The 24,649-nt window shown below is 61.0% G+C and carries 26 protein-coding genes; 1 reads left to right on the forward strand and 25 read right to left on the reverse strand.

The features are described 5' to 3' along the window. The first annotated feature begins 15 nt into the window (after positions 1-15). Positions 16-237, forward strand: coding sequence for a hypothetical protein (locus NA8A_RS11565; protein ID WP_009450465.1), 222 nt, complete (start codon positions 16-18; stop codon positions 235-237). On the opposite strand, the gene NA8A_RS11570 is transcribed toward NA8A_RS11565, so the two are convergent. From NA8A_RS11570 to NA8A_RS11685, 25 genes are all read right to left on the reverse strand, one after another. After that, complete coding sequence (locus tag NA8A_RS11570) at positions 227-2,479, reverse strand: nitric oxide reductase activation protein NorD (RefSeq protein WP_009450466.1); 2,253 nt, start codon at positions 2,477-2,479, stop codon at positions 227-229. The genes NA8A_RS11565 and NA8A_RS11570 overlap by 11 nt on opposite strands. Positions 2,480-2,490: 11 nt before the next feature. Beyond that, positions 2,491-3,354: a CbbQ/NirQ/NorQ/GpvN family protein gene (locus tag NA8A_RS11575; RefSeq protein WP_009450467.1), complete on the reverse strand. Its 864-nt coding sequence runs from the start codon at positions 3,352-3,354 to the stop codon at positions 2,491-2,493. A 108-nt stretch (positions 3,355-3,462) separates the two neighbouring features. After that, the gene (locus tag NA8A_RS11580) at positions 3,463-4,500 is read right to left on the reverse strand and encodes an aliphatic amidase (protein ID WP_009450468.1); all 1,038 of its coding nucleotides are present in this window, start codon (positions 4,498-4,500) and stop codon (positions 3,463-3,465) included. A 37-nt stretch (positions 4,501-4,537) separates the two neighbouring features. Further along, positions 4,538-5,233, reverse strand: a complete 696-nt coding sequence (gene urtE / locus NA8A_RS11585; protein ID WP_009450469.1) for an urea ABC transporter ATP-binding subunit UrtE — start codon at positions 5,231-5,233, stop codon at positions 4,538-4,540. Beyond that, positions 5,226-5,990: an urea ABC transporter ATP-binding protein UrtD gene (urtD, locus tag NA8A_RS11590; protein WP_009450470.1), complete on the reverse strand. Its 765-nt coding sequence runs from the start codon at positions 5,988-5,990 to the stop codon at positions 5,226-5,228. The genes urtE and urtD overlap by 8 nt, the downstream gene beginning before the upstream one ends. Then, positions 5,987-7,117: an urea ABC transporter permease subunit UrtC gene (gene urtC / locus NA8A_RS11595; protein WP_009450471.1), complete on the reverse strand. Its 1,131-nt coding sequence runs from the start codon at positions 7,115-7,117 to the stop codon at positions 5,987-5,989. Before urtC ends, urtD begins: the two co-directional genes overlap by 4 nt. A 31-nt stretch (positions 7,118-7,148) precedes the next feature. Beyond that, entirely contained in the window at positions 7,149-8,018 is an 870-nt protein-coding gene (gene urtB, locus NA8A_RS11600; RefSeq protein WP_009450472.1) for an urea ABC transporter permease subunit UrtB, read from the reverse strand. 72 nt (positions 8,019-8,090) lie between these two features. Next, the gene (locus NA8A_RS11605; protein ID WP_009450473.1) at positions 8,091-9,338 is read right to left on the reverse strand and encodes a transporter substrate-binding domain-containing protein; all 1,248 of its coding nucleotides are present in this window, start codon (positions 9,336-9,338) and stop codon (positions 8,091-8,093) included. Positions 9,339-9,560: 222 nt separating this feature from the next. Next, the gene (locus NA8A_RS11610; protein ID WP_009450474.1) at positions 9,561-10,214 is read right to left on the reverse strand and encodes an ANTAR domain-containing response regulator; all 654 of its coding nucleotides are present in this window, start codon (positions 10,212-10,214) and stop codon (positions 9,561-9,563) included. A gap of 56 nt (positions 10,215-10,270) precedes the next feature. Beyond that, positions 10,271-11,410 carry a transporter substrate-binding domain-containing protein gene (locus tag NA8A_RS11615; protein ID WP_009450475.1) on the reverse strand — a complete coding sequence of 380 codons (1,140 nt, stop codon included), beginning with the start codon at positions 11,408-11,410 and terminating at the stop codon, positions 10,271-10,273. A gap of 75 nt (positions 11,411-11,485) precedes the next feature. Further along, a complete protein-coding gene (locus tag NA8A_RS11620) occupies positions 11,486-12,508 on the reverse strand; it encodes an alpha/beta fold hydrolase (RefSeq protein WP_009450476.1) in 1,023 nt (340 codons plus the stop codon). 69 nt (positions 12,509-12,577) lie between these two features. Then, positions 12,578-13,894 (reverse strand): purine-cytosine permease family protein, encoded by a 1,317-nt coding sequence (locus NA8A_RS11625; protein ID WP_009450477.1) that lies wholly within the window; start codon positions 13,892-13,894, stop codon positions 12,578-12,580. 587 nt (positions 13,895-14,481) lie between these two features. Beyond that, on the reverse strand, positions 14,482-15,450 hold the full coding sequence (locus tag NA8A_RS11630; protein ID WP_009450478.1) for a calcium/sodium antiporter: 969 nt from the start codon (positions 15,448-15,450) through the stop codon (positions 14,482-14,484). Between the two features lie 70 nt (positions 15,451-15,520). Next, the gene (locus NA8A_RS11635; protein WP_009450479.1) at positions 15,521-16,183 is read right to left on the reverse strand and encodes a nitroreductase family protein; all 663 of its coding nucleotides are present in this window, start codon (positions 16,181-16,183) and stop codon (positions 15,521-15,523) included. 31 nt (positions 16,184-16,214) lie between these two features. After that, positions 16,215-16,610: a CBS domain-containing protein gene (locus NA8A_RS11640; protein WP_009450480.1), complete on the reverse strand. Its 396-nt coding sequence runs from the start codon at positions 16,608-16,610 to the stop codon at positions 16,215-16,217. Beyond that, positions 16,607-16,768, reverse strand: coding sequence for a hypothetical protein (locus tag NA8A_RS25260; protein WP_167495040.1), 162 nt, complete (start codon positions 16,766-16,768; stop codon positions 16,607-16,609). Before NA8A_RS25260 ends, NA8A_RS11640 begins: the two co-directional genes overlap by 4 nt. 4 nt (positions 16,769-16,772) lie before the next feature. Then, positions 16,773-17,747 (reverse strand): FAD:protein FMN transferase, encoded by a 975-nt coding sequence (locus NA8A_RS11645; protein ID WP_009450481.1) that lies wholly within the window; start codon positions 17,745-17,747, stop codon positions 16,773-16,775. Positions 17,748-17,751: 4 nt separating this feature from the next. After that, positions 17,752-18,972 carry an NADH:ubiquinone reductase (Na(+)-transporting) subunit F gene (gene nqrF, locus NA8A_RS11650; RefSeq protein WP_009450482.1) on the reverse strand — a complete coding sequence of 407 codons (1,221 nt, stop codon included), beginning with the start codon at positions 18,970-18,972 and terminating at the stop codon, positions 17,752-17,754. After that, entirely contained in the window at positions 18,969-19,571 is a 603-nt protein-coding gene (gene nqrE / locus NA8A_RS11655; protein ID WP_009450483.1) for an NADH:ubiquinone reductase (Na(+)-transporting) subunit E, read from the reverse strand. The genes nqrF and nqrE overlap by 4 nt, the downstream gene beginning before the upstream one ends. Then, positions 19,568-20,227, reverse strand: coding sequence for an NADH:ubiquinone reductase (Na(+)-transporting) subunit D (locus tag NA8A_RS11660; RefSeq protein ID WP_009450484.1), 660 nt, complete (start codon positions 20,225-20,227; stop codon positions 19,568-19,570). The genes nqrE and NA8A_RS11660 overlap by 4 nt, the downstream gene beginning before the upstream one ends. Then, complete coding sequence (gene nqrC, locus NA8A_RS11665) at positions 20,224-21,042, reverse strand: NADH:ubiquinone reductase (Na(+)-transporting) subunit C (protein ID WP_009450485.1); 819 nt, start codon at positions 21,040-21,042, stop codon at positions 20,224-20,226. Before nqrC ends, NA8A_RS11660 begins: the two co-directional genes overlap by 4 nt. Further along, the gene (locus NA8A_RS11670; protein ID WP_009450486.1) at positions 21,035-21,841 is read right to left on the reverse strand and encodes an RnfABCDGE type electron transport complex subunit D; all 807 of its coding nucleotides are present in this window, start codon (positions 21,839-21,841) and stop codon (positions 21,035-21,037) included. Before NA8A_RS11670 ends, nqrC begins: the two co-directional genes overlap by 8 nt. Next, complete coding sequence (locus NA8A_RS11675; protein WP_009450487.1) at positions 21,838-23,085, reverse strand: Na+-translocating NADH-quinone reductase subunit A; 1,248 nt, start codon at positions 23,083-23,085, stop codon at positions 21,838-21,840. The genes NA8A_RS11670 and NA8A_RS11675 overlap by 4 nt, the downstream gene beginning before the upstream one ends. Before the next feature lie 71 nt (positions 23,086-23,156). Next, positions 23,157-23,687, reverse strand: coding sequence for a DUF1269 domain-containing protein (locus NA8A_RS11680; protein WP_009450488.1), 531 nt, complete (start codon positions 23,685-23,687; stop codon positions 23,157-23,159). A 76-nt stretch (positions 23,688-23,763) separates the two neighbouring features. Beyond that, the gene (locus tag NA8A_RS11685; protein ID WP_009450489.1) at positions 23,764-24,612 is read right to left on the reverse strand and encodes a universal stress protein; all 849 of its coding nucleotides are present in this window, start codon (positions 24,610-24,612) and stop codon (positions 23,764-23,766) included. Positions 24,613-24,649: the final 37 nt, after the last annotated feature.

Raw genomic sequence — 24,649 nt, forward strand, 5'->3', positions numbered from 1 at the left:
CGCTGGACCGTGCTGGTGGAAGCCCGAGCAGGGGAAGAGACGAGACGCGCCTATCTCGAAGGCCATGCTGAAGCGGAGATCACGGCGCTGATGGCCGCAGAAGTCGCACTCAAAATCCCCGAGCGGCAGGAACGAGGCGTTCGCCACATTGATGACCTGTGGCGCATCGAGGATTTCATGAACGCCCTCACAAATGAGGGCATTGTAATCGGCAAGGCCGAATGCCCTATGCAATAAGGCGCAGATACAACGCCGGCAGTTTTTCCGGCAACCGCTCAATGTTGCTAAATGCCACCACATTGCGCCGGCCGAATATCCGTTCGGCATAGGATTCCGCATCGGAATCGAGCGCGATGCAGAAGACATCGATGCCGGTCCGGTTCAGAGAATGCACGGCAGCCCGCGCATCCTCGACTAGATAATCGCCATCGTCCACATCGACATCCGAGGGTTCGCCATCCGTTATGAGGAGCAGCAGGCGGCGATAGGTCTGTTGGCGTGCGAGATCGGCACCCGCATGTCGGATAGCCGCACCCAGCCGTGTCGACAAACCGCTCTGCAGTCCCGCAAGCCGTGCCCGCGCCGCATTGTCATACGGCCTGGCGAAATCCTTGACCCGCAGATAACGCACGTCCTCGCGCGTATCAGAACAGAAGGCCGCAATGGCGAAGGGATCTCCCAGACCGTCCATGGCCTGCGCCATAAGGGCGGCCGCGAGGCGCTCCACATCGAGCACCGAGCCCGCCGCGCCGGCCACCGCATCGCCGGTCGAATGCGACACGTCGATCAGGAGGTGCACGGAGAGATCGCGGCTACGCCTCTCATAGCGGCCATGCACGCGCGGGTCCGGTGCCTCGCCCATGCGCCGTGTAATGGCGGCCTCGATGCAGGCGTCGAGATCGAGGAACTCGCCATCGGTCTGCCGCCGCACGTGCTCCTGTCGGCTGATACGTGAAGCGCTGATCAGCGCTTTCAGCCGTTCGGTCAGGTCGGCGCGCTTTTCGAGCATCCGCGTGATCGCCATGGGTGCCACCGCCTTCGGCGCATATTCGCGCAGGGCGCACCATTCGGGTCGCTCGCGTCCCGTCACATGGTCGAACTCGGGATAACGCGCCGCGAGAACACCGTCGTCCTCCGCCGCGCGCAACGACAGGCGGTTCAGCTCCTCCTGCTGCTCGGGGTCGGGTTCCTGGCGATCCGCCTCCCCCTCGTCGCGCTCCTCCGTCTCGATGCGCGCCGTCTCGACCGTCTGCTCCATTTCGAAGGCCGCCTGCTCTTCCTGATCGGCAAAATCCCACAGACCCAGATTGTCGTCGCGATAGGCAGGTTGCACCACATAGGACTTCGCATCGAACTGCAGGCGCATCTGGCCGAGATCATTGCCCAGAAGGCCGCCGATATGGCGACTGAACTCCTGATCCTGCGGGTCGACAGCAAAAGCCTCATCGAACAATCGACGGCCCTTTACCACCCAGCCGTCGGGGTCCTCGTACCCGCTATCGATCAACGCGCGCGCCAGACGCGCCATCAGGCTCACCGCGATACCCGCGCCTCCGGGCCGGGCCACATGAAATGGACGCCACAGCGCAGCCAGCCCCGGCATCTGCGCCATGGCCAATCGTTCGACACGCGCATCCTCGATCAGCGAAATCATCGCCACCTGAAGAGGCTTCAGCTTGCCAAGCGGAAACGGCTTCGTCGTAAAACGGTGATGCGCACCGACATGCGCCATGGCCGCAAGATAGAGATTGCGACTCTCCTCGGCAGCGAAGCCGGCGAAAGCCGGCGGCACGCGAATGACCCCGCCACCGAAGCCTACCCGGCGCCGCAGATGGTCAGGAGCATCCCGCGGCACCTCGCGAATGGCAGGCCGCAGGCCCCAGAGAGCTGTGAAATAGGCTTTCAACCTCCCTTCCAGCGCCAGGAAATCGGTCATGCCGGCTTCCCGGTCCAGGAAGTGCCGCGCCTCATCGTCCTCTCGGCGAAAAAAGGCAAGGCGCCGCTCGGGCTTCCCTCGCCCGGCCGCCAGCCCCATGCGTATGAACGCCTCGAAGCCCGCTCCATCAAGCACCGCCAGAAGCTGGCTCGTACCGTCGAGAAGGGCAAGGACAGATTCCGGCGCCTGCCGTGCCGTCAGCTCCACCTGCTCGAACCACCGTGCCAGATCGTCCGGTAGGGAAAATCGCACGGCTGCGGCAAGCGCTGCTTCAGGCACGCGCGCAGCTGCGCGGCGGCCTGCACGTATGGCCAGTTCCGATACGCAGCGGCCAAGACGCAACGCGGACTGCGGAGAAGCCTGCAGGGCGAGATCGACGCCATGCCGGCGATAGGCGTAGCTCACCGCACGACCGTAACCTGCCTGTTCTATACGCTCGCGCGCCGTCTGCCACGCACTGCACCATTCGCCCGGAAAGGCGCGCGCCTCCTTCATGGAGACCGCCTCGTCATCAGCACTGCGGACACGGTGGCCGATATCCATCGTTGACGGGCTCACAAGCAGGCGGCGATTGCCGCCGTCAATGCATCGCGCAGTTCCGGATCGTCCGTAATCGGCAAAACCATCGCAACCTGGCAGGCCTGCGCCGGCGCAATGCCTTTGGCTATGAGCAGGCCTGCATTGATCAGCATACGCGTCGAGGCCCCCTCATCGAGCCCATGTCCTTTGAGATTGCGCGAGCGCTGGGCGATGCGCACCAGCATGTCGGCGGTACCTCGCTCTATTCCCGCCTCTCGGGCGACGATCTCCGCCTCGATGGCTGGTTCGGGATAGGAAAAGGCGATGGCCCCGAAACGCTGTTTGGTGGATTCCTTCAAATCCTTCAGCACGCTCTGGTAGCCGGGATTGTAGGAAATGACGACCTGGAAATCGGGATGGGCCGGCAGAACCTCGTTCTTCTTCTCAAGGGGAAGGATGCGCCGGTCATCCGTCAGCGAATGGATGACCACCGTGGTATCCTGGCGCGCCTCGACGATCTCGTCGAGATAGCAGATGGCGCCCAGCCGCACGGCCAGCGTCAGCGGGCCGTCGTGCCACACCGTGCCCTCGGCATCGAGCAGGTAGCGGCCCACGAGATCGGAGGCGGTCATATCCTCGTGGCAAGACACGGTGATCAGCGGGCGCCCGAGCCGCCAGGCCATATGCTCGACAAAGCGCGTCTTGCCGCATCCGGTCGGCCCCTTGAGCATGATCGGCATGCGCGCCTGATAGGCGGCGTCGAAGAGCTCGACCTCCTGCCCGACCGGGCGGTAATACGGTTCGCTGGCGATACGGAATTCAGCCAGATGATCTGCCAGATGATCTGCCAGGTGATCTGTTTGCGCGGCGATGGCTCCGGCACCGGACATGGAAGTCATGCGTCAGTCGTCCTTTCGGGGTTCCGCCGCAACGCCTCCTGAAAAGGCGCTGCGGCGTCCGGGAGGATGCCCGCGCGTTCCGCGCGGGCACGGGTTGTCCAATGCGCCTCAGCGGTGCCCGGAGCCATTGCTGGGAATGCCATCGATCGGGCATTCCTCGGTTCCCACGCTGGTGCGCGTCATGGCCTCGACCATCTCCCGCGTCCCTTCGGGATCGTTGACCCAGTTGGCGTAGAAATTATACGGGCATGCGGCCACACCCCGGTCGCCGTCGCCGGAGTTGATCATGCCGGTGTAGCCCCGATGCAGCAGCTTGAAGAGGTGGTTCTGCGACTGCATGTTCTTGCGCGCGTCGCGGATGGCCGAGACGGAGAGCTGTGCATACTGGATGCCGTTCTCCTCGGTTCCGCACTCGCCCAGCGTACGACCGTCGAAACCGATGATCGACGAATGGCCGAAATAGGAATAGACACCGTCGAAACCGGAAGCGTTGGCCACTGCCACATAGCTGTTGTTGGCCCAGGCCATCGACTTGGAGATCAGGATCTGCTGCTCCTTGGCCGGATACATGTAGCCCTGGCAGCGAATTATGAGCTCTGCACCACGCATGGCGCAATCGCGCCAGATTTCCGGATAATTGCCGTCATCGCAGATGATCAGGCTGATTTTCAGCCCCTTCGGCCCCTCCGTGACATAGGTGCAATCGCCCGGATACCAGCCTTCGATCGGCACCCAGGGCATGATCTTGCGGTATTTCTGCACGATCTCACCCTTGTTGTTCATCAGGATGAGCGTGTTGTAGGGCGCTTTGTTGGGATGTTCCTCGTGGCGTTCGCCGGTCAGCGAGAACACCCCCCAGACATTGGCCTTCTTGCAAGCCTCGGCGAAAATCGCCGTCTCTTCGCCCGGCACCTGCGAGGCGGTTTCATACATTTCCTTGGAATCATACATGATCCCGTGCGTCGAGTATTCCGGGAAGATGACCAGATCCATGCCCGGCAGGCCGATTTTCATCCCCTGGATCATGTCCGCGATGTTGCGGGCGTTCGCCAGCACCTCCTGACGTGTATGCAACCGAGGCATCTTGTAGTTGACGACCGCGACGCCGACCGTGTCCTTGCTGCTCGAAATATCGCCGTGATACATTTTTTCATTTCCTCCTGTTGGATTTCCGCCGCGTCGTTCAGACGACGAGGTGTTCGTGGATGAGGTCGTCGGTGAGGCCCGCAATCTTCCCGTCGACCGCGACGCTGCCCCTGTTGAGGATCGCGAAGCGGTTCGATGCGCGGCGGGCGAATTTGAGGTTCTGCTCCACAAGGACGATGGTCAGTCCCTTGTCGCGATTGAGATCGATCAGCACCTGTTCGATCTGCTCGACGATGTTCGGCTGGATGCCCTCCGTCGGCTCATCGAGCAGCAATATCTTCGGCTGCGAAAGCAGCGCCCTGGCGATCGCCAGTTGCTGTTGCTGACCGCCCGACAGATTGCCCCCGCGCCTGTTGATGAACTCCTTGAGAATGGGAAAGAGCTCAAGCACCCATTCCGCGATGTCGCCATGGGCCGATTGCGCGGCGAAAGTGCCCACCATGAGGTTTTCGCGCACAGTAAAGGCAGGCAGGATGCCGCGGCCCTGCGGCACATAACCAAGCCCGGCACACGCGCGCTCATGGGTGGGCAGGCCGATCAACTCGCGGCCATCGAGCCGGACCGAACCGGTTGTGCGGCTCATCAGGCCGAGAACGGTGCGCAGCAGCGTTGTCTTGCCGACGCCGTTGCGCCCCAGAATGCTGAAGAAATCGCCCGTATCAACCGAAAGCGAAACCGATTGCAGCGCCCGGCTGCGGCCATAAAAGCCGTCGAGATTGGCAAGCTCAAGCATGGCCGATCCCTCCCGACCCCAGATAAGCCTCACGCACCCTCTGGTCGCTGGACACCTCATCCAGCGTTCCCTCCGCCAGAAGCTTGCCCTGATGCATCACCGAAATCGTCTCGGCGATGTCGCGCACGAACCCCATGTCGTGCTCGACCACGATCAGCGTGTGCTGGCCGCGCAGCCGGTTGAACAGCTCCGCCGTCTTGTGGGTCTCCTGTCCGGTCATGCCGGCGGTTGGTTCGTCCATCAGGATCAGCGCCGGGTCCTGCGCGAGGATCAAGGCGATCTCCAGCCATTGCGTTTGCCCGTGAGACAGATGGGCAGCAGCCATCTCGAGCGCATCGCTCAAGCCGACCAGCTCTGCCAGGCGCTCGACCTCGTTGTCGTCCGTGCTGCCGCCGAAGCGGACAAGATTGGCGAACACACCGGTGTGGTGCGATCTGCCGATCTGCAGGTTCTCGCGCACCGTCAGCTCGCGGAAAACGCTCGGCACCTGGAATTTGCGCCCGATGCCGGCACGGGCGATCTCATATTCCTTCAGTTCGTGGATCGGCCTGCCCTCGAAGCGGATTTCACCGCCCGATACCCGGGTCTTGCCGCAGATGAGGTCGAGCGCCGTGGTCTTGCCCGCACCATTCGGGCCGATCAGGCAGCGCAGCTCGCCCCTGTCGACTGCAAGGTCGAGCCCGGAAACGGCGACGAAGCCGCCGAACGAAACGCTGACATCACACAATGCCAGCTGACTGTTGCTCTCGCTGTTCACGATGCGCCCTCCCCGTGGGTGATGGCCTCGCCAGCCGGTTGGGATACGGACGGCACCTTGGCGGCGGACCGTCGTAGAAAGAGTGCCGCCAGCATCTCGAACGCACCGGCAATGCCCTTCGGCAGAAACAGGACGACGAGCACGAACAGGCCGCCCATGATCAGCATCCAGCTTTCGAGGAAGGTTTCGGATTCCGACAGTGCGCCCTGCACACCGGTGACGATCAGCGCGCCGATTGCTGCGCCGAGCAGGCTTTGCCGGCCTCCGACGGCCACCCAGATCACCACCGACAGGCTGAGCGGCACGCCGAGGAAGGTCGGCGAAGCGAATTCCATCACGATGGTGTAGAGCATGCCCGCCAGCCCGGCGATGCCCGCCGAAACCGCGAAGACGAAGATCTTGTAGAGCGCCACGTCATAGCCGAAGAAGCGCACCCGGTCCTCCTGGTCGCGGATCGCCTGCAGGATCATGCCAGTCTTGCTGCGAGTGATCGCAAGGGACAGGAGGAGCACTGCCGATAGACAGAACGCCACCAGGTAATAGGTCGAGGAAGAATAGGCATCGAAGGCAAGGCCCGCGACTTCGAACTGAGCGAGATCCGTGATGCCATTGAAGCCGCCGGTGAAGCGCTGCTGATCGATGATCACCAGATTGACCACAACCATGGCCGCAAGCGTGATGATCGCCGCGTAGACGCCGGTAATGCGGCCACGGAACATGAACCAGCCGAGCAGGGCGGCGAAGGCCGCCGGCACCAGAATGCCCGCCATCAAGGCAAAGGCCATCGAGTGGAACGGCGCCCAGAACCAGGGCAGTTCGGTAACATTGTTCCAGACCATGAAGTCGGGAAGCCCGTCGCTGCCGGTGTGTACCGGCACGGTGCCGAGCTTCAGCGCCATGGCCATGCAATAGGAGCCAAGGCCGAACGTCGTCGCCTGCCCCAGATTGAGGATTCCCGCATAACCCCAGGACAGGCTGAGCGCGACGGCCAGCATGGCAAACACCAGATAGCGGGAATATTTGTTGAGCAGGAAGGCGTCGTCGAGAAACAGCGGTACCAGCAGGATGGCAACGCAGAACGCGCCGTAGAGCAAGGTTTGTTGGGCGGATTTGCCGGTCAGGTTCATGATGCGGTTTGGTCCTTCTGTCCGGAGCCGTTCACGTGCGCACACGCGCGGCGAACAGGCCTTGCGGGCGGAAACGGATGAGGATGACGATGGCGAGCAGCACCAAAGCCTTGGCGATGGTGTCGTTGCTGTGGAATGCCAGGAAGCCCGAAAGCTCGCCGAGGATGCCGGAACTCGCTACGGTGCCAAACAGGCTCTGCGTCCCACCGAGCACCACCACCATGAAAGCGTCGACCACATAGGTCGTACCCATTTCCGGCGACACGCTCTTGAGCGGCGAAACCAGGGCTCCGGCAAGACCTGCAATGCCTGCGCCATAGGCAAAGGTCGCCCGGTAGACACGGCCCGAATTGATGCCGAAGCTCGAGGCGATGTCGCGGTTCTGCGTGATGGCGCGCAGCTTCAGGCCGAAGGCGGTGTGGCGATAGATATACCAGGTCAGCGCGAAGAGGCTGAGCGCCAGGCCGAGAATGAACAGGCGGTAGGCCGATTCCGTTGCGCCGAAGATATTGACGCTGCTGCTGAGTGCTGCCGGCATCTCCACGTAACGCAGTTCGCCGCCAGCCATCAGCCGCACCGCCTGTTGCGCCATGACGCCGATGCCCCATGTCGCGAGGATTGTATCGAGTGGTCGGTTGTAGAGATGCCGGATGACCAACGCCTCGATAATCCAGCCGAACAGCGCCAGGACGATGAAGATCGGAACGAGGCTGGCGATAAGGCCTAGCCCGAATTCCGTCTGCAGGAACCAGGCGCAGTAAGCGCCGAGCATGACAAATTCGCCATGCGCGAGATTGATGACGCCGGTGACGCCATAGATGACGGCGAGACCAAGCGCCACGAGCATCAGGATCGAGGCTATGCTGAGGCCGGTCAGAAGCTGCGATACGACAAGTTCCATCTGCCTGCTTTCGAAAAGCGTGAACGGGCAGGCGATGGCGCCCGGGCGCCATCGCCTCTCGGGCGCTGCGCGTCAGACTTCCTTCAAGCCTTCGGCGGTGCAGCTCTGGTTGGAATATGCCTTGTAGGGATCAGGCTCCAGCCAGTCGGCCGACTGCTTCAGTATCTCGAACTGACCGTCAGACTTGCAGCGGCCGATCTTCGGGCGCAGCCATGTGTGCAGGTTTTCCGGCTCGACCTTGACGAGCCCTTGCGGCGCCTGGAATTGCTCACCCTTGACCGCCTCGCGGATGGTGTTGGGATCGATGTCGCTGGCCGCAAGCTTCTCCACCGCCTGCTTGAACAGATAGATCTGGAAATAGGATGGCTCGGAGACGAAATGCGTGACCTTGTCGCCGCCCCAGCGAGAGCGGTAGGCCTCGACGAACTTCTGATTTTCGGGCGAATCCCAAACCATGAAATACGGTGCGGATGTGAAATGGCCTGCGGCAGCCGCTCCGCCCATGGCGGCAACCTCGTTCTCCGATGTCGTCAAGCTCGCCATCGGCATGGTTTCGGGATCGAGCCCTGCGGCGTGGTACTGCCGGTGAAGCGCAACGACTGAATCGCCCACCACCGTCGAGAAGATCACATCCGGCTTTTCAGCCTTGAGCTTGTTGATGACGGAAGAGAACTCCGAATGGCCGAGCGGCACATATTCCTCGGCAACCACCTCTCCGCCGAGCTCTGCCAGGAGCTTCTTGCAGTAGTTGTTCTCTTCCTTCGGATAGATGTAGTTGGAACCGATCAGGTACCAGCGCTTGCCGAAGTTCTCCAGCAGCCACGGCACAAAATCGTCCTGCTGCTGATTGGGCACCGCACCGGTGTAGATGACGTTCTTCGAGCACTCACGTCCTTCATAGAGGGTCGGATACCAGTAGAGATTGTTCTGCTTCTCGAAGACGGGAAGAACCGCCTTGCGGCTGGCCGAAGTGTAGGAGCCGAAGACGGAAACGCATTTGTCGGACAGCACCAGCTTGCGTGCCTTTTCGGCGAAGGTTGCCGGGTCGGATGCCGGATCTTCCACGACCGGGACGATCTCCATGCCGTTGATGCCGCCGGCCGCATTGATCTCCTCGATCGCCATGATCGTCGCCTTGTTGAGCGATTCCTCGATGATGGCTGTCGTGCCGGTCAGCGAAAACAGGACACCGACCTTGATCTGGCCGTTGGCGGCACGCGCCAGCATGCCATTTTTCGACCAGATATGGGGAAAGCCGCCGAGGGAGGCCGCGCCCAACGCCGCCGTGCCTTGAAGAAACTTACGCCGATTGGTTGTCACCTTTGTTGCTCCCTGAAAATATAAAAGCCCCGAAACGCTGCTGCCTCTCGGCAGCTCGTTTCGGGGCTTCGTCGCCTCTGATTGTTCGTTGCGGCGTCCCTGCCGCAAGCACCTTCACTGTGGTTCGGACAATAAAAAACCCCACGTCCCGCCTGCGCGAAATCCGTGGGGTTCCATTACCCGTATGTGCGCGGCACCGTTGCCGCGAATGACACTGAAAAGCTAGCTAAGAAGTTCGTGTGAGTCAATAATCGCATTGGCCACGGCGCCAATAGTGACTCGCCGCTCCATCGCTTGCCGCCGCAGATAGTTGTAGGCCTCCTCCTCCGTAACATCCTTCATGCGGATGAGCAGGGACTTCGCTCTTTCGACGCTGCGCATGGTGCGCAGGTTTTCGTCGAGCTTGTCGATCCGGCCACGTAGCCGCTTTTCGTAGAGGAAATGACCACGGGCCAAAGCAACGCAAGTTTGCGTGGTGCGCGGCGTGGCGGGATAATGCAACACGCCATGCGCTGCGCAATTGTGAATGAGCTGCAAGTCGAGCTCTCCGGTACCGCAATCGATCACCACCAATGCCGCCTCGGGTTCGCCCGGAATCCAGGGAATGCGTTGCGGCAGGTCCTCGGTCAGTGTGCAGAAGACAAGATCGAACTGCACTGGGATTTGCGGCGGCATCGGCCAGATATGCCGCACATTGCAGCGCAGGCGCTGCAATTCACGCATCAGCCGTTCTCCCTCGTCGTCGCGCCTGGCTATGATGGCGACGTCGAGATCCCAGAACGCCTTCTGCTGAGCCTGGATATTCGATTGGCCCGCGCTGGCCGCAGTCTTGTGCGATGGGCCACGCTTGCCTGCAGCGTGATCGTATCTTGCCATTTTGTGCGTCTCACCTAGAGCGTTTTCGCGTGGTCCGATGATCCCCGGACTATCATTCAGCTGTATTCGAGGCATCGTCCATACCCGATCAGATAGGGATCGGCCTTCACACTCGTCGGGGATTCATAGACGATGTCGAACTGGCCTTGCCGATTGGCGCGACCGATGCGGGTCCACAGATCCGCATGTCCCCAGATGGGATTGATCGACACGCCGCCTTGCGGCGCATCGAATTCCGATCCCATGACGCTGTCGCGCATGAGGTTGGTTTCCATCGAGTTGGTTTTTTCCAGCGTCTTGGCAAAGACGTTGACCTGAAAGTAGGACGCCTCGAGACACATATTGGTCGGCTCATCGTCGCCATAGCGCTTCTTGTAGCGGTTGACGAAGGTGGTGTTGCTGTCATTGCCGACGCCCTGAAAATACGGAGCGGCGGTGAGGTGCCCTTCCCCCACATCGAAACCCATGGCACGAACCTCCGCCTCCGAAGTCGTGAGGCTGGCGATGGGGGTCACTTTCGGATCGAGCCCCATATCCGCATAGGCCTGGTAGAGAAAGACCGTCGCTTCGCCAACCACGGTCGAGAAGATCACATCGGGCTGAACCTGCTGGATGTCGCGCATGATCGGCACGAAGGCGCTGCGGTCGGCACCGAATTTCACGTAGCGCTCGCCCACCACGCTACCGCCCGAATGACGGATCAGTTCGCGCATGATGCGATTGGATTCACGCGGGTAGATGTAGTCGGAGCCGACGAAATAAAAGCGCGTGCCGTAAAGTTCCATGAGCGTGCGGCAGAGCTGCACGCTGTTCTGGTTCGGCGTCGCGCCCGTATAGATGACATTCGACGAGAATTCGAAGCCCTCATAAAGGGTCGGGTACCATAACAGGCCGTCCAGCCGTTCGACCACCGGCAGAACGGCCTTGCGGCTCGACGAGGTGTAGCAGCCGAAAATGGTGCTCACGCCATCCTCGACCATGAGTTTCTTGGCGTAAAGGCCGTAGGCCTTCGAATCCGAACCTGGGTCGTAGACGATCGGTTCGACCGGGCGGCCATTGATGCCACCCTTGTCGTTGATTTCATCTATGGCAGTCAGCGTTCCCCGGAGTTGGGTTTCCTCGATCACGGCCATGAAGCCCGTGCGCGAAAAGAGAATCCCGACACGCCAAGGTTCGGAAGTGTTGTTTGAACGCATCAATCACACTCTCCCATTTTTCCCGGCCGCACGTTCCCCGGCGCGGCCTGTCATCACGAACGACGCGTTGTTTTTTTATGCATCGCTCGCCAGAAGCTCTTTGAGCTTTTCATCCAGAAACGCCACATCGACCGGGCTGGTGCCCGGGCCACCGGCGAAGTGTCCCCAGACGGATTCAATCGGGATCAAGGTCGCGTTCGGCATATGTCCAACTTCGATCTCGCTGTCTTCGGGCGGAAAATAGAGATCCGTCCGTCCCGGCATAACATAAGCCTTTGCCTTGATTGCGCCGAGTGCTTTTTTGAAATCGCCACCATAGAGCTCGTTGGCGCTGATATCGCCATTCTGCCAGGTCCACAGCATGGTGAGCAGATTGTTGGCATCCTTCGGCAGGAAAAATCCCTCCCAGAACGAGACGAGGAAGTCCTCGAGCGATGAATAGCCGAGCGTATTGAGGTCCAGCTCCTGCCGGTAGAAACTCTGCGAAAAGCCCCAGCCGGCATAGACACGAGCCATGGCGCGCAGACCGCGTTCCGGCTTCTTCTCATACCAGCCCTCCTTGAAGGCTGCGTCGGCAGTCAGTGCTGCCTTGACGCCTTCAAGAAAGACGAAATTATGCCGGGAGCACTTGGCCGAACCGCAGAATGGAGCAATGCGCTCGACCATATCGGGGAACATAGCCCCCCAGTGGAAGGTCTGCAGCGCGCCCATCGACCAGCCCGTAACCAGTTTGATGGTCTTGACGCCGAACTTCTCCGTCATCAGCTTGTGCTGTGCACGAACGTTGTCATAGGCCGTGACATTAGGAAAGCGCGAGGCATTGTATGGCTCTGGCGTATTCGAGGGGGATGACGACAGCCCATTGCCGAGCATGTTCGGGATGACGATGAAATACTTGTCCGGATCGAGCGCCATGCCCTTTCCCACAAGCCATTCATTGTCGACATGCTGACCTGAATACCAGGTGGGATAGACGATCACGTTATCACGTTTCGCGTTGAGCTTGCCGAAGCTCTTATACGCCAGCTTGCAATCGCGCAGCGTCGCTCCGCCTTGCAGTGTAAAATCGCCCAGATCGAAAATTTCGTGGTCGGCCATGGCCGGCAATCCTCCAGTTGAATGGAACAGAGTGCGGAGCCACCGGAAGATGGCTCCTGTTATTTTGTGCTACGCGCTTGCGCGGGCGGCAACGGGCATGCGGTTGATCACGGCATAGGCAATGCCGCCGGCAAGCCCTGCCGAGATCGCTGTCGAAAGGTGCGGCGCATAAAATTCGACGATCACGGCGACCAGAGAGCCGAAGCCCCATGCGATAAAGGCCGTGGGGCGCCAGTCGCGGTCGATTTCGGCGTTGCGGCGGTGAAGATATTGATCGACCAGTATGATGGCGCCGATCGGCGGCACCAGAATGCCGAGCAGCGACAGCCATTGAATGAAGAAGGCCCAGACATTTCCTGCCGCAACAGCAATACCGATGGCGCCCAGAACGACGGCGAAGACGCGCATGCGGCTGTTGAGGATACGGGACCAGCCGGTGGCCGCGTTGTAGAGACAGTGAGCGCAGACGGAGCCCAGATTGCAATACAGGAACAGGAAGGCAAGCACGCTGAGCAATGTCGCCTGCTTGGCATTCATGTAGCCGAACATGTTGTCGGCACCGAACGGGTTTGCATCCGGCACTGCGAGTGCTGCCGTCATGATCCCGCCCACCAGCATGGCGCAGAGATTGGCGAAGGGGAAAGCGCTGAAAGTGGCGATGATCGAGCTCTTTTTGTCCTTGGCCCAGCGGTTGAAATCGGCACTCACCGTGCCCGCGTCGATGAACAGCGCAATCACCACCGTCAATCCGATGCCCATCGACATTGAGGCGGCACCGTTATTTCCGGGATATGCGAAGATCGCATCCCATGTGGTCGTGGAAGCGGCATCGAACACAACCCAGCCTCCCAGCACGACGAACAGCGGCACCGAGATAAGGCCGATAAGATGCAGGCCATGCACGCCGACAAAGGTGATGCCGATATAGAGCAGGCCCGCGATGATTGTCATCGCCACATAGTTCAGGTCGTAAGCGGTGCTGATCAGAGAACCGGTGATGCCCGTCTGCACGGCATACCAGCCGAGCAACAGGGTCGACAGCAGTCCCGACGCCAGCATGTACCCCTTGCGACCGAAGACGACACTCGCCAGAAGCGCGAAATTCATGCCCCGATTGGTGCCCAGCACGCCAAGCGCACCCACATAGGCGAACATGATGAGATTGCCGATCACCATCGCCCAGAGCGCATTGGTGAACCCCATGCCGAGCACCAGGATGGAGCCTGTCATGGCACCGGTGATGATCATCGGGAAGCCGATCCATACCGTGGTGACGGAGAATGTGCTGCGCCTCGCCGATTGCGGAACGGACTCGTGTTCATATTCCTCGCCGAGGACGTGGTCGACCTCATCGAAGGCTTCGGCCTCATTGCTTATCTTGCTCATAATCAGCCCCTCACTCGCTTTTTTGTTTGAATGCGGCCATCCTTCGCCCTCCCGGGACGTTGCATGGCAGCAGTTTTATTGAGCGCAAAAGAAAAGGCCTCCCCACGTCTCTGTTTCCAGAGGCATCGGGAGGCCTTTTCGCCTGCAATTTTTGCCGGCAACATTGCCGCGCGAGAAACCGTCATCGGTTTGTAAAAAAGTTAGACCTCGACAAGAATTGTGTCAATCCCGCACGAATATCGTTGACTTGGTTGTGGTGGCAGACGGCCCTAAGCATTCGAGGAAGCGGCGCGGGGAAGGAAATAGGTTAACCAAGAGGCACGAGCAGCCTCAGCGACCGCCAACCGGGAGGTTTAGGGGGTATGTCGTTTGGTTGCGGGGGCAGGATCTAATCTTTACTTGCTGCCCGAGCAAGTAAAGATGGTTGCGGGGACGGGCAGCCATCATAACTTGCTATTCGAAACAGCTGCATAACCTACTCGTGGGTGACCTATTGCGCGCTGTATCCGTCAATTTTTCGAACGGAAGCGACAACCTTCGCGGAGCAAATCGATGCGTCCAGTTTCATTACCCTGCCTGCGCCAGAGTTAAGTCCGAGCGAGCATAAGGTAGGCGAAGTAAGCTATGTAGCAACCGACAAATGCTGCCCCTTCGGCCCGCGACAGAGTTCTGCCCGTGAGGAAGGCTGGAACGCAAAGCACAGTTGCCGCAGCCATAACAGGAATGTCGACGGCGATGAGCGTTCTTTCCACGGTGATCGCTTCGCTCGGAACCAGCATCGTCAGCCCAAGAATGACTGCAATATTATAGACACTGCTGCCCAAAAGATTGCCTACCGCGATCTCGCGCTCATTGCGTACGGTCGAGACGATTGTCGTGATCAGTTCAGGGCTCGATGTGCCGATTGCAACTATGGTCAGTCCGATAAGAGCTTCGGAGACCTCCAACCTGCGAGCAAGATCGGAGGATCCCCATACGAGCCAATCCGCGCCTATTGTGATGACCGCAATACCACCAATCATGACGGCGACGTTCAACCATCCGCTCCGCGGAGCGTCGCGCATCGGGCGTGGCAGGACTGGCAACTCTTTGTCGGGTGGCGAACTTCTTAAGCGCGCGCTTCGAACGACCAGGACGATATAGCCGATACCACCAAGCAGGAACACAAGGCCCTCGGCTCTCGACAGATAACCATCAGCTGCAAACACCCAGAACGCCAGTGCGGCGGCTATCATTGCAGGGAGTTCAAGCCCAACGGAGACCGGTTCCAAAACAACGGGCCGAGCGATAGCACATAGTCCAAGGATGAACAGCAGACCGAAGGTGTTGGTGCCGGCGATGTTCCCGACGACCAACCCTCCTTCTCCCGTCAACGCGGCATTGATGCCCACCGCCAGCTCAGGTGTGCTTGTCCCGATCGCAACAAATGTGAGCCCGATGACGAGCGGGGATATGCTCAGCCGGCGCGCGAGCGTCGACCCGCTGCGCACCAGTATATCCGCTCCGCCGACCAAAGCGAGGAGGCCAAGCGCGCACCAGAGAATTGCGGCCGTCAAGGCTTGTGTCTCTGCAGAAGCACCGGATATGCGGCAAGGCCTGCATGCCGCTCTATGACCACGCTCCGGATCAGCCGATTTCGCCTAAGGGCTGGATATATGTCACCGAAAGATGATCCGGGAACTTCAGCGCTGTTTTAATAGCTTCGCGGTCCACCGTACCGAGGAGGCATGTGCCGAGCCCTTCGGCAGCGCAGAACAGATAGACGTTCTGGGCCATGATGGCTGAGTTGACGCGTGCGGCGATAACCAGTTCTTCGGGCGCAGACTTGGCCAGGTCACCGGCGGCAGCGGCAAGTTTCTCGGCATCAGAGACATAGATCAGCACCACGGGCGCCCTGCGTACGAAAGCCGTGGGGCTGACATCCGCGCGAATATCTGTATCGGCCACTTTGTTGAGAGCGTTTGCCACGGGGTCGTAGAGACTGACGCCATCTTCCAGCGCGACGTAGATATCGACGTTCTTCGCACCGTGCCAGGCGGGCGCTGTGCGTCCATCACCGTCCGCGCGGTTGACACCATTGGCCGCCCACAGTGCTTCGAGCACCTTTTCGCGCGCAACGTCACCACGCCCGAAGCGCTTGGTAGAGCGGCGCTGTTTCAGGGCTTCCTGCACGGAGACGGTTGCAGCGCCGCCGGAGGCCACCTGCGCATTGGCTGTCCCGACGATACCTGCGGACGCTGCCGCACTGGTTCCTGCGAGAAACAATCTTCTGGAGAGCTGTCGTGTCATGATATCGGTCCTTTTCTTTTCCGGGGCTTTGTTATGTCCACTGCCGTGAAAGGGCGTTGAGGACGTCGGTACGGCTGATCTGGCCGACAAGTCGGCCATGGCGGGTGACGGGGAACCGCCGGTACGAGCTTGCGACAAAGCGCTCACACGCTTCGACGATGTCGATACCCGCATCGAGCGTCTCGAGTTCGGTGCTCATATAGTCGGCGACACTGCCACCCCATTGTTTGTAGTAGGAGGCGTTGAGTGCGGCCTTCAGGCAATCGCGTTTGGACAGAACGCCGACGAGATCGCCGGCGCCGTCGATGACGCATGCACCCGACACGCCGTTTTGCATGAGCACGGACACGGCCCGTACTATCTCCATGTCCGGCGTTAGCGTGATCAGGTCCGTGCGCATATGATCGGCGACCGTGTCGAGTTTCATGTCCCGCTTCCTTCGGATCGTTCGCAAGCATGGCATTTGCCGCCGCAGGCCGCGCCGCCGCACGATCCCTTGAGCGGTGCGCGGCCGGCAAAAAGGCCGGCGGCCAGCGCGAGCATGGCAAGCCCGGTCAGAAGAACAGCGGCGAAAATGGTCTGCATGGCTTTATGCCCTCCCCTGGTCGATGAACAACCTGTTGGCTCTGGCCTTAAGACCTCCCGCCTCGCGAAGCAGATAAAGCGCGGGCAGACGGTTGGCGGAGGCGAATGCAAGGCCGCCTTCAGGACCCATTACCAGAAGGGCGGTCGCAAACGCGTCGGCCTCCAGCGCTGTCGGGGCCAGAACGGAAACCGAGGCGACGCTGTTGCGAACCGGCTCTCCGGTTGCGGGATCGATCGTATGACTGTAGCGGCGGCCCGCGATCTCATAGGCATTGATCGCATCGCCCGAGGTCGCCATCGCCACGCCTGTCAGGGGAAGCGTCGTGTGGACACCGGTGCGAAGCGGGTCCGCAATGCCGACGCGCCATGGACGGCCGTCAGGGCGCGCACCGAAACCATAGACTTCGCCACCCACCTCGATCAGGAAACTCGGCAGCCCTTGATCTCTCAGGTGTCCTGCAAGCCGGTCGACGGCGTAGCCCTTGGCTATGCCGCACAGATCGAGCGAAAGTTCCGGCTCTGCTTTGGAGAGGCCTTCGGCACTGACGGCAAAAGCGGTGTAGCGACCGGACCGCCCGGCAGCGATCGGCCCGAAACCGTAACGATGGACAGCGGGCCCGACGGCCGGATCGAACGCGCCGCCGGTCAATCGCGCAATCTCGAGTGCCTTGCTAGCAACCGTCCGAAGCGGCTCGGAGGCTGCGAACGGTGTGATTTCCGAACGGCTGTTGAAGCGCGAAAGCTCCGAACCCGCACGAAACGGGCTCATCGAATGATCGATCCCGGCCAGTAAGTGCCGGAGATCCGCGCCAATCTTGCGGGCATCGGCATCGGCCGGAACGGTGACCTGCCATCGTGTGCCGAAAGCGCGCCCGGAGATGCGCGTGAGATCATCGGCACCGGCTCGGGCCAAAGACGGCAAGGACATCAGTCCGGCCAGGGCTCCCAGTCCAAATACGATCTCGCGCCTTGTCGTCATGCTCCTAGATCCCGAAATCGTCATTGAAGATGCTCTCGCTCTCCACACCGCATTCATCGAGCATCGCGTAGATGGCCTCGATCATGAGCGGAGGGCCGCACAGATAATATTCGCAGTCCTCCGGCGCCGGGTGATCCTTCAGATAGGCGCGGAAGACGACATCATGGACAAAGCCTAACTCACCGTCCCAGGGGTCGTTTCTGGCTGGTTCGGAGAGGGCTGGCACCCAGCGGAAGTTCTCATGACGCCGGGCAAGCTCGTCGAATTCGTCGGCGTAGAACAGTTCGCCACGGCTTCGCGCGCCGTACCAGAAGCTGATCTTGCGGCGGCTTCCCTGACGCTCGAGCATGTCCGTTATGATGGCGCGCAAGGGCGCCATGCCGACGCCGCCGCCGATAAACACCATCTCGCGCCCGGTATCCTGCGCCCCGAAGTGACCATACGGGCCCGCCACTTCGATCGGGTCGCCCTCGCGCAGACCGAACAGCCATGACGAGACGATGCCGGGAGGTGCATGCGGTTTGGCTGGCGGTGGCGTGGCCAGACGGATGTTGAGCACGATCATGCCGACATCCTTGGGTCGGCTGGCAACCGAATAGGCGCGAGAGACGGGCTGAGGGCTTTGCGACGAGAGCTTGTCAATTCCGAGTTTTTTCCATTCGGCGGCATGCTGCGGTTCAAGCGCGATGCCGGAGAAGTCGAGACGATAGGCCGGTGCGGTGACCTGCACGAAATTGCCCGCACGAAAGTCGAATTCCGCGCCCTCCGGCAAGGCGAGCACGATTTCCTTGATCAAAGGCGTGACACTGCGCGACGATGCCACGCGGCAGTTCATCGTGGTGATGCCGAGCACCTCGTCCGGGACGGTGACGGCGAGGTCGTTTCGCACCACGATCTGGCAGGCGAGCCGCATTCCAGCCCGAACGTCGGCAGGAGAAAGCCGGGCGCGTTCCGTCGGCAACGGCTCTCCCGTACCCGTGACGCCGCTGACGCGGCACAGGCCGCACGTTCCCGCGCCGGCGCAGCCCGAGGGCACGGCGATGCCGTTGGAATTCAAAATATCGAGAAGCTTGAAATTCGCCAGAGCGCCAATCTCACGCCCGCCGTTAACGGTGACCGCCACGGGTCGCGACGGCAGCAGATACTCCCGAACCTTATGGACAACGGCTGCCAGCGCGACGAGCAGCAAGGAAATGAAGCCGATGCCGAGCAGGATCTCCGTCATAGCACGCGCACTCCCACAAAGGCGGAGAACGCCATGGACAGGAGACCGGTGACGATGAAAGCAATGCCGAGGCCCTGCAATCCTTCGGGGACATTGGCATAGCGCAGCCTCTCGCGGATCGCCGCGAGCGCGACGATGGCCAGCGCCCAGCCGATCCCGGTGCCGATCCCATAGACCGTGCTTTCAGTGAGATCATATTGCCGCTCGACCATGAACAGACTGCCGCCGATAATGGCGCAGTTGATGGCGAGCAGCGGCAGGTAGATGCCAAGCGCGCCGTAGAGGGCGGGCACGTAACGATCGAGCAGCATCTCGATGATCTGCACCATCGCCGCGACGATGCCGATGAAGGTGATCAGCCGCATGAAACCGAGATCGACATCCGGCAGCCCCATCCACGCGAGCGCCCCGGCACTCAGGATATAGGCGTGCAGCAGGTAGTTCACCGGCACGCTGAGCGATTGCACGACGATCATCGCAACACCCACGCCGAAGGCTGTTTCCACGCGCTTGGAGACGGCGAGGAAGGTGCACATGCCGAGGAAGAAGGACAGCGCGAGGTTTTCTTCGAAAATGGAGCGCTGGAACAGTTCGATCATGTCTCAGTCGTCCTTTGCTGCTCGCGCAACTCGAATTCAGGCGCTTCCCTCTGGCCCCGGCGCAGGCTGCGAACAGCCCAGACCAGAAGGCCAAGGATGATGAATGCGCTCGGCGCGAGCAGCATAAGACGGAGTGGCTGGTACCAGCCACCGTCGGCCACGAGTGGCAGCAGGCCGACGCCGAACAGGCTTCCGGCGCCGAACAACTCGCGGATGGCGGCGACAGTGAGCAGCACCAGGCTGTAGCCGAGTGCATTGCCGACGCCATCCACGATGCTGGGAACGACCGGATTGTGCAGCGCATAGGCTTCGGTGCGCCCGAGCACGATGCAGTTCGTGGCAATCAACGAGACAAACACCGTCAGCCGCTGGCTCATCTCATAGGCAAAAGCCTGCAACATCTGGTCGGCGACGATGACCAGCGAGGCGATGATGGTGATCTGCAGGATGATGCGCACGGAGGACGGGATGTGTCGGCGGATGGCGCTGATGACGCCTGCCGACAGGCCGAGCACGACGGTCAGGGCGATCGACATGGTGAGAGCGGTGGACATCGATGTCGTGACCGCCAGTGCCGAGCAGATGCCGAGGATATGGACGGTGACGGGGTTCTTGTCGATGAGCGGATCTGTCAGGTTGCGGAAAGGGATAGTCATTCGATCTCGCCTTTCTTCAGCCTGTCGAGAAACGGCCCGAAGCCGTGCTCGCCCATCCAGAATTCGAGCATGTCCGAGATCGCATAGCTCGTGACGCTGGCGCCGGAGATGCCGTCGACTTCATTGGGGCCGCTGGCATTGCCGCGCACCACGGAAATGGCGAAATCGCCATCGTCGAAGATGCGCTTGCCTGCCCATTGCGCCTGCCAACCGTCCTCGGCGACGCGGGCGCCGAGGCCGGGCGTCTCACCCTGCTCATAAACCGTGAAGGCGGCAACGGTGTCGAGATCGGCCTCCAGCGCCAGATAGGCCCGGATGGTCGACTGGTAGCCGGCGCCGCGGACCGGAAGCACAACGAGCGCCAGTTCCTCGCCGCGGCGCAGAAGATAGACAAGCGCGTGGTTTTCGCGGCGGCTGAGACCAGCGAGGTCGTCAGCGCGCGGCAGGGCCGAACTTCGCTCTGCGTCCGCCGCCGCCGCTCGCTGATCGAAGCTTCCCGGATCGACATCGGCGGCGACCGTTCCGCTTGCGAGGTCGATGACGAGCGTTTCGACGCCGCTTGCGCCAGATTCCTTCAATATCTCCCCGATGCCCGGAACGTTTTCCAGCATCTGCACCATGCGGCCCTGTTGCTGGGCGACGATATTGGCCTGCTGGATCGGCCGCAGGACGACCGCTGCGATGGAGACGGTAAAGCCGCAGCCAATGGCCACCAGAAGCGACATGCCGATCGTCTTGACGCCATCGGTGTTCGGACGGTTCAGAAAGCGGCGCCACATGCCCGGGCGCGGGCTGGGAGGACGAGCGTCAGCCATGTCGCCTTGCCCTCCGCCTTACATGGATCGCCACGACCACGTAATCGATCAATGGTGCGAAAATGCTGCTCATCAGGATCGCGAAGATCGCGGCTCCAAAAGTCGATCCGGCCTGCGAGAACAGGCCGATGAGCACGCCGGTCAGAATGCCCTGTGCAAAACGACCTGGATTTGTCGTGCAGGAACATACAGGATCTGCCGCCAGAAAGAGGATCGCGCAGCCGATCGCACCCGAAAGCAGGTTGACCGACGGATCGCTTCCCTGCGCCCAAACCATGAGGGCCATCGTGCAGTAGGCCGCAAGCAGCAATCGCCATGACGCCTGGCCGCTGAGGAGCAGGAGAACCAAAGCCGGAAGCAATGCCGCCAGAGGAATGTTTGGCCCGGCTCGATAGTCGATTTCAGTGAAGGAGAACATCACGAAGGCAAGGGCGGCGACGGCAGGATGCACGAAATTGCGCCCGCGCCCACCGAACACCTGTTCGGCGATCACCACGCCGAAGCTGACGCCCAAAGCGAGCTGCCAGAGCGGCGCATCGGCCGGGACAAGAAGGGCGATCAGCGTGGCGGCGACAATACCGTCAAGTCCCGGCCTGAGACCCCGGACACGTGTGAAGACATGCTGCCACGCAAGGGTCAGGCTGACAGAGATCAGCAGCCGCGCTGCGAACTGTTCCGTATCTGCGACAAGCGCGGACACGACCGGGACGATCACGCCGAGCAGCGCGGGCGTGGCGCTGTCGGACAACAAGGTGCGGCCGACGCGGCCCGCCTGCAGGTCATGGAAGAAGGCGATCATATCGCTTCCTCCAACTCATCGAGCGTCGCACGCAACAGGGCGCCATAATCCGTGCCCGACCCGTCGACATGGCTCAGGAGCGCCAGATCCTCTTCCACAAGTTCCAGCGCACCAAGTTTCGCGGCGGTTTCCACATCGCCCGTGCTGATGGCGCGCAGGAACGGCGCGGGCAGGATCCCGCAAGGCGCGGCCCGTTCATGAACGGCATTGGGAATGAGCGGCGCCGGAAATTGCTCGTTGAATGAGGTCAGGTAGCGCATGAGAAAGGAGCGCCGGAGCGGATGCCTGTGTGGGATGGCGGTGGCCTGCACGTCATAACGCCGCAGGAAATGCTCGACCGTTCCGCCGAGCGGAGAGCCCGAAAGCAACTGAACCGAGGGACCGGTGAGCGAGGCGCCGAAAAGATCTTTCAGATTCGCGCCTGCGGGAGCGACAACGAGGCGCGGACTGCACGTCCCCGGTCCGGTCAGCGCAACGACGCGCCGTGTCCATATCCGGCCCGTATCGAGCAGGCATCCCAGCGCGATTACGTCCTGATAGCCGATGTGCCAAACCATCCTGTTTACACCGACAGGATTGAGATGATGGATATGGGTTCCAACCAGACCCGCCGGATGCCTGCCCGCGAAACAGACAGCCTTGACGGCTTCGGGAACGGCCGGGGAGGCATCGGCCCCGTGACAGACGTAAACGGGACCGTCGGTCAGGTGACGCAGCGCCTCCGCGCCGAGACGAAACCATGATTCGAAGCGCCTTATGACGGGGGCCGGATCACCTGCGAGCGGCGCGGTATCGGTGGCTGTTACGAAAATCGCATCAGGAGCCTGCCGGGGATCGGCGAGCCGACCGAATGGCCGGGTGCGAAATGACTGCCAGCAACCGCTTTGGAGCAGGAGCGACTGCATGGTCATGCGATCTGGCCGTGAGGGCCTGTCGAATTCGACGGCGGCTTCGTCCTCGACGTCGATAATAATGGAATCGAGGCTTCTACGCGCGCCGCGCGAGATTGCGCGGATTGTTCCAGCAACAGGGGCTGTAAACGTCAGATGAGGGCGGTGACGATCCGTAAACAGCCGCTCGCCGGCTCGCACGGCTTGTCCGATCGCGACATCGATAACCGGGCGCAGGCGCGGGTAATCTTCTCCCATAAGCGCAACCGAGCGAGCCACGACCGCATCTTCAATCGTGTCTATCGGCTTGCCTTCCCATCGAAGATCGATCCCGCCCCTGATATGTACCTGCAAAAAATACCCCTCCCACGTAAGCGATGCTGGACGTTTCCCTTCCCGATCGGACATCAACCGGGCGTGGCCACCTAGGCGTTGCCTGACCCGGTTACATTTTCGGACAAGGCGATCCTCAGCTTCTCTTCCTGCTCTGGCGACAGGGACGTCTTGAGAACTCGACCACGCAGGCCTTCGAACTCCGCCAGCACCTTTTCCGGCTGGACCTTGCGGACAAGAACGAACAGCGCAGACGAATTGCTTGGAATGGTCTCGCCCAGAGACTTGATGAACGTATCGTCGATGCCATAGTCGGCAAGGGAGCCGGACAAGGCGCCGACACCCGCTCCCGTCAGGCCGCCAATGGCGATGCCGGCAAGCGGATTGAGAAAGAGCAGGCCCACAAGGCCGCCCCAGATCGTTCCCGAGAGAAGGCCCGATGTGGCGCCGAGAGCCGCCAGGTTAAGGCTCTGCTTGAGATGGACCTTGCCTTCGCCGTCACGAACGACGACGACGGCATCTTCCAGATCGACCAGATATTCTTTTCTGAGAGCAGCGAGCTTGAGAAGCACCTTGTCGGCTTCATCAACCGTATCGAAACCGACGACGACCAGATCGGACATGTTTTCTTCTCCTGTGTTGTAATCTCTTTTTGCCGACGGCCTGCGGGGCCCACCCACCCTGTTGGACGATCACGTCTTATCGCGAAAGAAAGATCGGGATTTTCGGATTGGCCAGAATGGTGCGTGTTGCGCTGCCGAAAACGAACTCGGTGATCCGGGACTGCCCATAGGCGCCCATGACCACCAGGTCGGCGCCAACCTCTTCCGCGCGCGACAGGATCAGATCACCGGCATTGCTGCCTTCCAGGCGGTCAAGCGTCACCCTGATCCCATGGCGCGCGAGATGGAGAGAGATATCGCTTCCGGGGTCCTCCCCCAGAAGCCGCGCGACCTTGGGCTCGGGAACAACGACGACGTGGACGGCGCGAGCGGTGGCCAGGAACGCCATCGAATCGGCAATGGCGCGGGCCGCTTCCCGGCTGGCATTCCATCCAACCACGATCGTCTCGGGCACGGCGCCATCGCTTTGCCAGAATGTGGGCAAAAGGATCGAAGGGCGACCGGAGGCGAAGATGATATCCTCCGAGACGGTGAGAGCCGTCTCAGCGCGGTCCGGGTCACGCCCCGTTCCGACGATCGCCAAGGCTGCGTGGCGGGCGTGCAGCATCAGCGCCTCGCCCGTTTCACCGGAACATATGCGAAGCTCGCAATTCACGCCGGTAGCGGACGCTACATCCGAAAGGAGCCCCCGCAGCTGCTCTTCGGCGTCATGCCGGCGCCCTTCGAAGGAGGTTATCATGCTGTTGATCGCCTGCCCTCGGGCGAAGCCATGGGAGGGAGTGGCGATTAAATCTTCCGGCACGAAGGCCACAACGACATGCGCATCCCATGCGCTTGCGAGTGAGACAGCATAATCAATATAAACCCGACAAACAGAAACATCGGCTGTATCGATATAAACGACAATATCTTTTGGCGTCTTCATTCCCCCCCTCGTCACCAAACATCAGCTTTACCCTAAT

The sequence above is a fragment of the Nitratireductor indicus C115 genome (genome assembly GCF_000300515.1).
In the GTDB taxonomy this organism is placed as follows: domain Bacteria; phylum Pseudomonadota; class Alphaproteobacteria; order Rhizobiales; family Rhizobiaceae; genus Nitratireductor; species Nitratireductor indicus.

Coding starts and splice junctions, on each gene's coding strand:
- NA8A_RS11625 (WP_009450477.1), bottom strand. CDS start 13,894: ATGAGCAAGATAAGCAATGAGGCCGAAGCCTTCGATGAGGTCGACCAC.
- urtE (WP_009450469.1), bottom strand. CDS start 5,233: ATGCTTGAGCTTGCCAATCTCGACGGCTTTTATGGCCGCAGCCGGGCG.
- NA8A_RS11620 (WP_009450476.1), bottom strand. CDS start 12,508: ATGGCCGACCACGAAATTTTCGATCTGGGCGATTTTACACTGCAAGGC.
- NA8A_RS11570 (WP_009450466.1), bottom strand. CDS start 2,479: ATGGATATCGGCCACCGTGTCCGCAGTGCTGATGACGAGGCGGTCTCC.
- nqrC (WP_009450485.1), bottom strand. CDS start 21,042: ATGGCTGACGCTCGTCCTCCCAGCCCGCGCCCGGGCATGTGGCGCCGC.
- NA8A_RS11635 (WP_009450479.1), bottom strand. CDS start 16,183: ATGACACGACAGCTCTCCAGAAGATTGTTTCTCGCAGGAACCAGTGCG.
- NA8A_RS25260 (WP_167495040.1), bottom strand. CDS start 16,768: ATGCAGACCATTTTCGCCGCTGTTCTTCTGACCGGGCTTGCCATGCTC.
- urtB (WP_009450472.1), bottom strand. CDS start 8,018: ATGGAACTTGTCGTATCGCAGCTTCTGACCGGCCTCAGCATAGCCTCG.
- urtC (WP_009450471.1), bottom strand. CDS start 7,117: ATGAACCTGACCGGCAAATCCGCCCAACAAACCTTGCTCTACGGCGCG.
- NA8A_RS11580 (WP_009450468.1), bottom strand. CDS start 4,500: ATGTATCACGGCGATATTTCGAGCAGCAAGGACACGGTCGGCGTCGCG.
- NA8A_RS11610 (WP_009450474.1), bottom strand. CDS start 10,214: ATGGCAAGATACGATCACGCTGCAGGCAAGCGTGGCCCATCGCACAAG.
- nqrF (WP_009450482.1), bottom strand. CDS start 18,972: ATGACGGAGATCCTGCTCGGCATCGGCTTCATTTCCTTGCTGCTCGTC.
- NA8A_RS11615 (WP_009450475.1), bottom strand. CDS start 11,410: ATGCGTTCAAACAACACTTCCGAACCTTGGCGTGTCGGGATTCTCTTT.
- NA8A_RS11640 (WP_009450480.1), bottom strand. CDS start 16,610: ATGAAACTCGACACGGTCGCCGATCATATGCGCACGGACCTGATCACG.
- NA8A_RS11685 (WP_009450489.1), bottom strand. CDS start 24,612: ATGAAGACGCCAAAAGATATTGTCGTTTATATCGATACAGCCGATGTT.
- nqrE (WP_009450483.1), bottom strand. CDS start 19,571: ATGATCGAACTGTTCCAGCGCTCCATTTTCGAAGAAAACCTCGCGCTG.
- NA8A_RS11680 (WP_009450488.1), bottom strand. CDS start 23,687: ATGTCCGATCTGGTCGTCGTCGGTTTCGATACGGTTGATGAAGCCGAC.
- NA8A_RS11670 (WP_009450486.1), bottom strand. CDS start 21,841: ATGATCGCCTTCTTCCATGACCTGCAGGCGGGCCGCGTCGGCCGCACC.
- NA8A_RS11575 (WP_009450467.1), bottom strand. CDS start 3,354: ATGACTTCCATGTCCGGTGCCGGAGCCATCGCCGCGCAAACAGATCAC.
- NA8A_RS11645 (WP_009450481.1), bottom strand. CDS start 17,747: ATGACGACAAGGCGCGAGATCGTATTTGGACTGGGAGCCCTGGCCGGA.
- NA8A_RS11660 (WP_009450484.1), bottom strand. CDS start 20,227: ATGACTATCCCTTTCCGCAACCTGACAGATCCGCTCATCGACAAGAAC.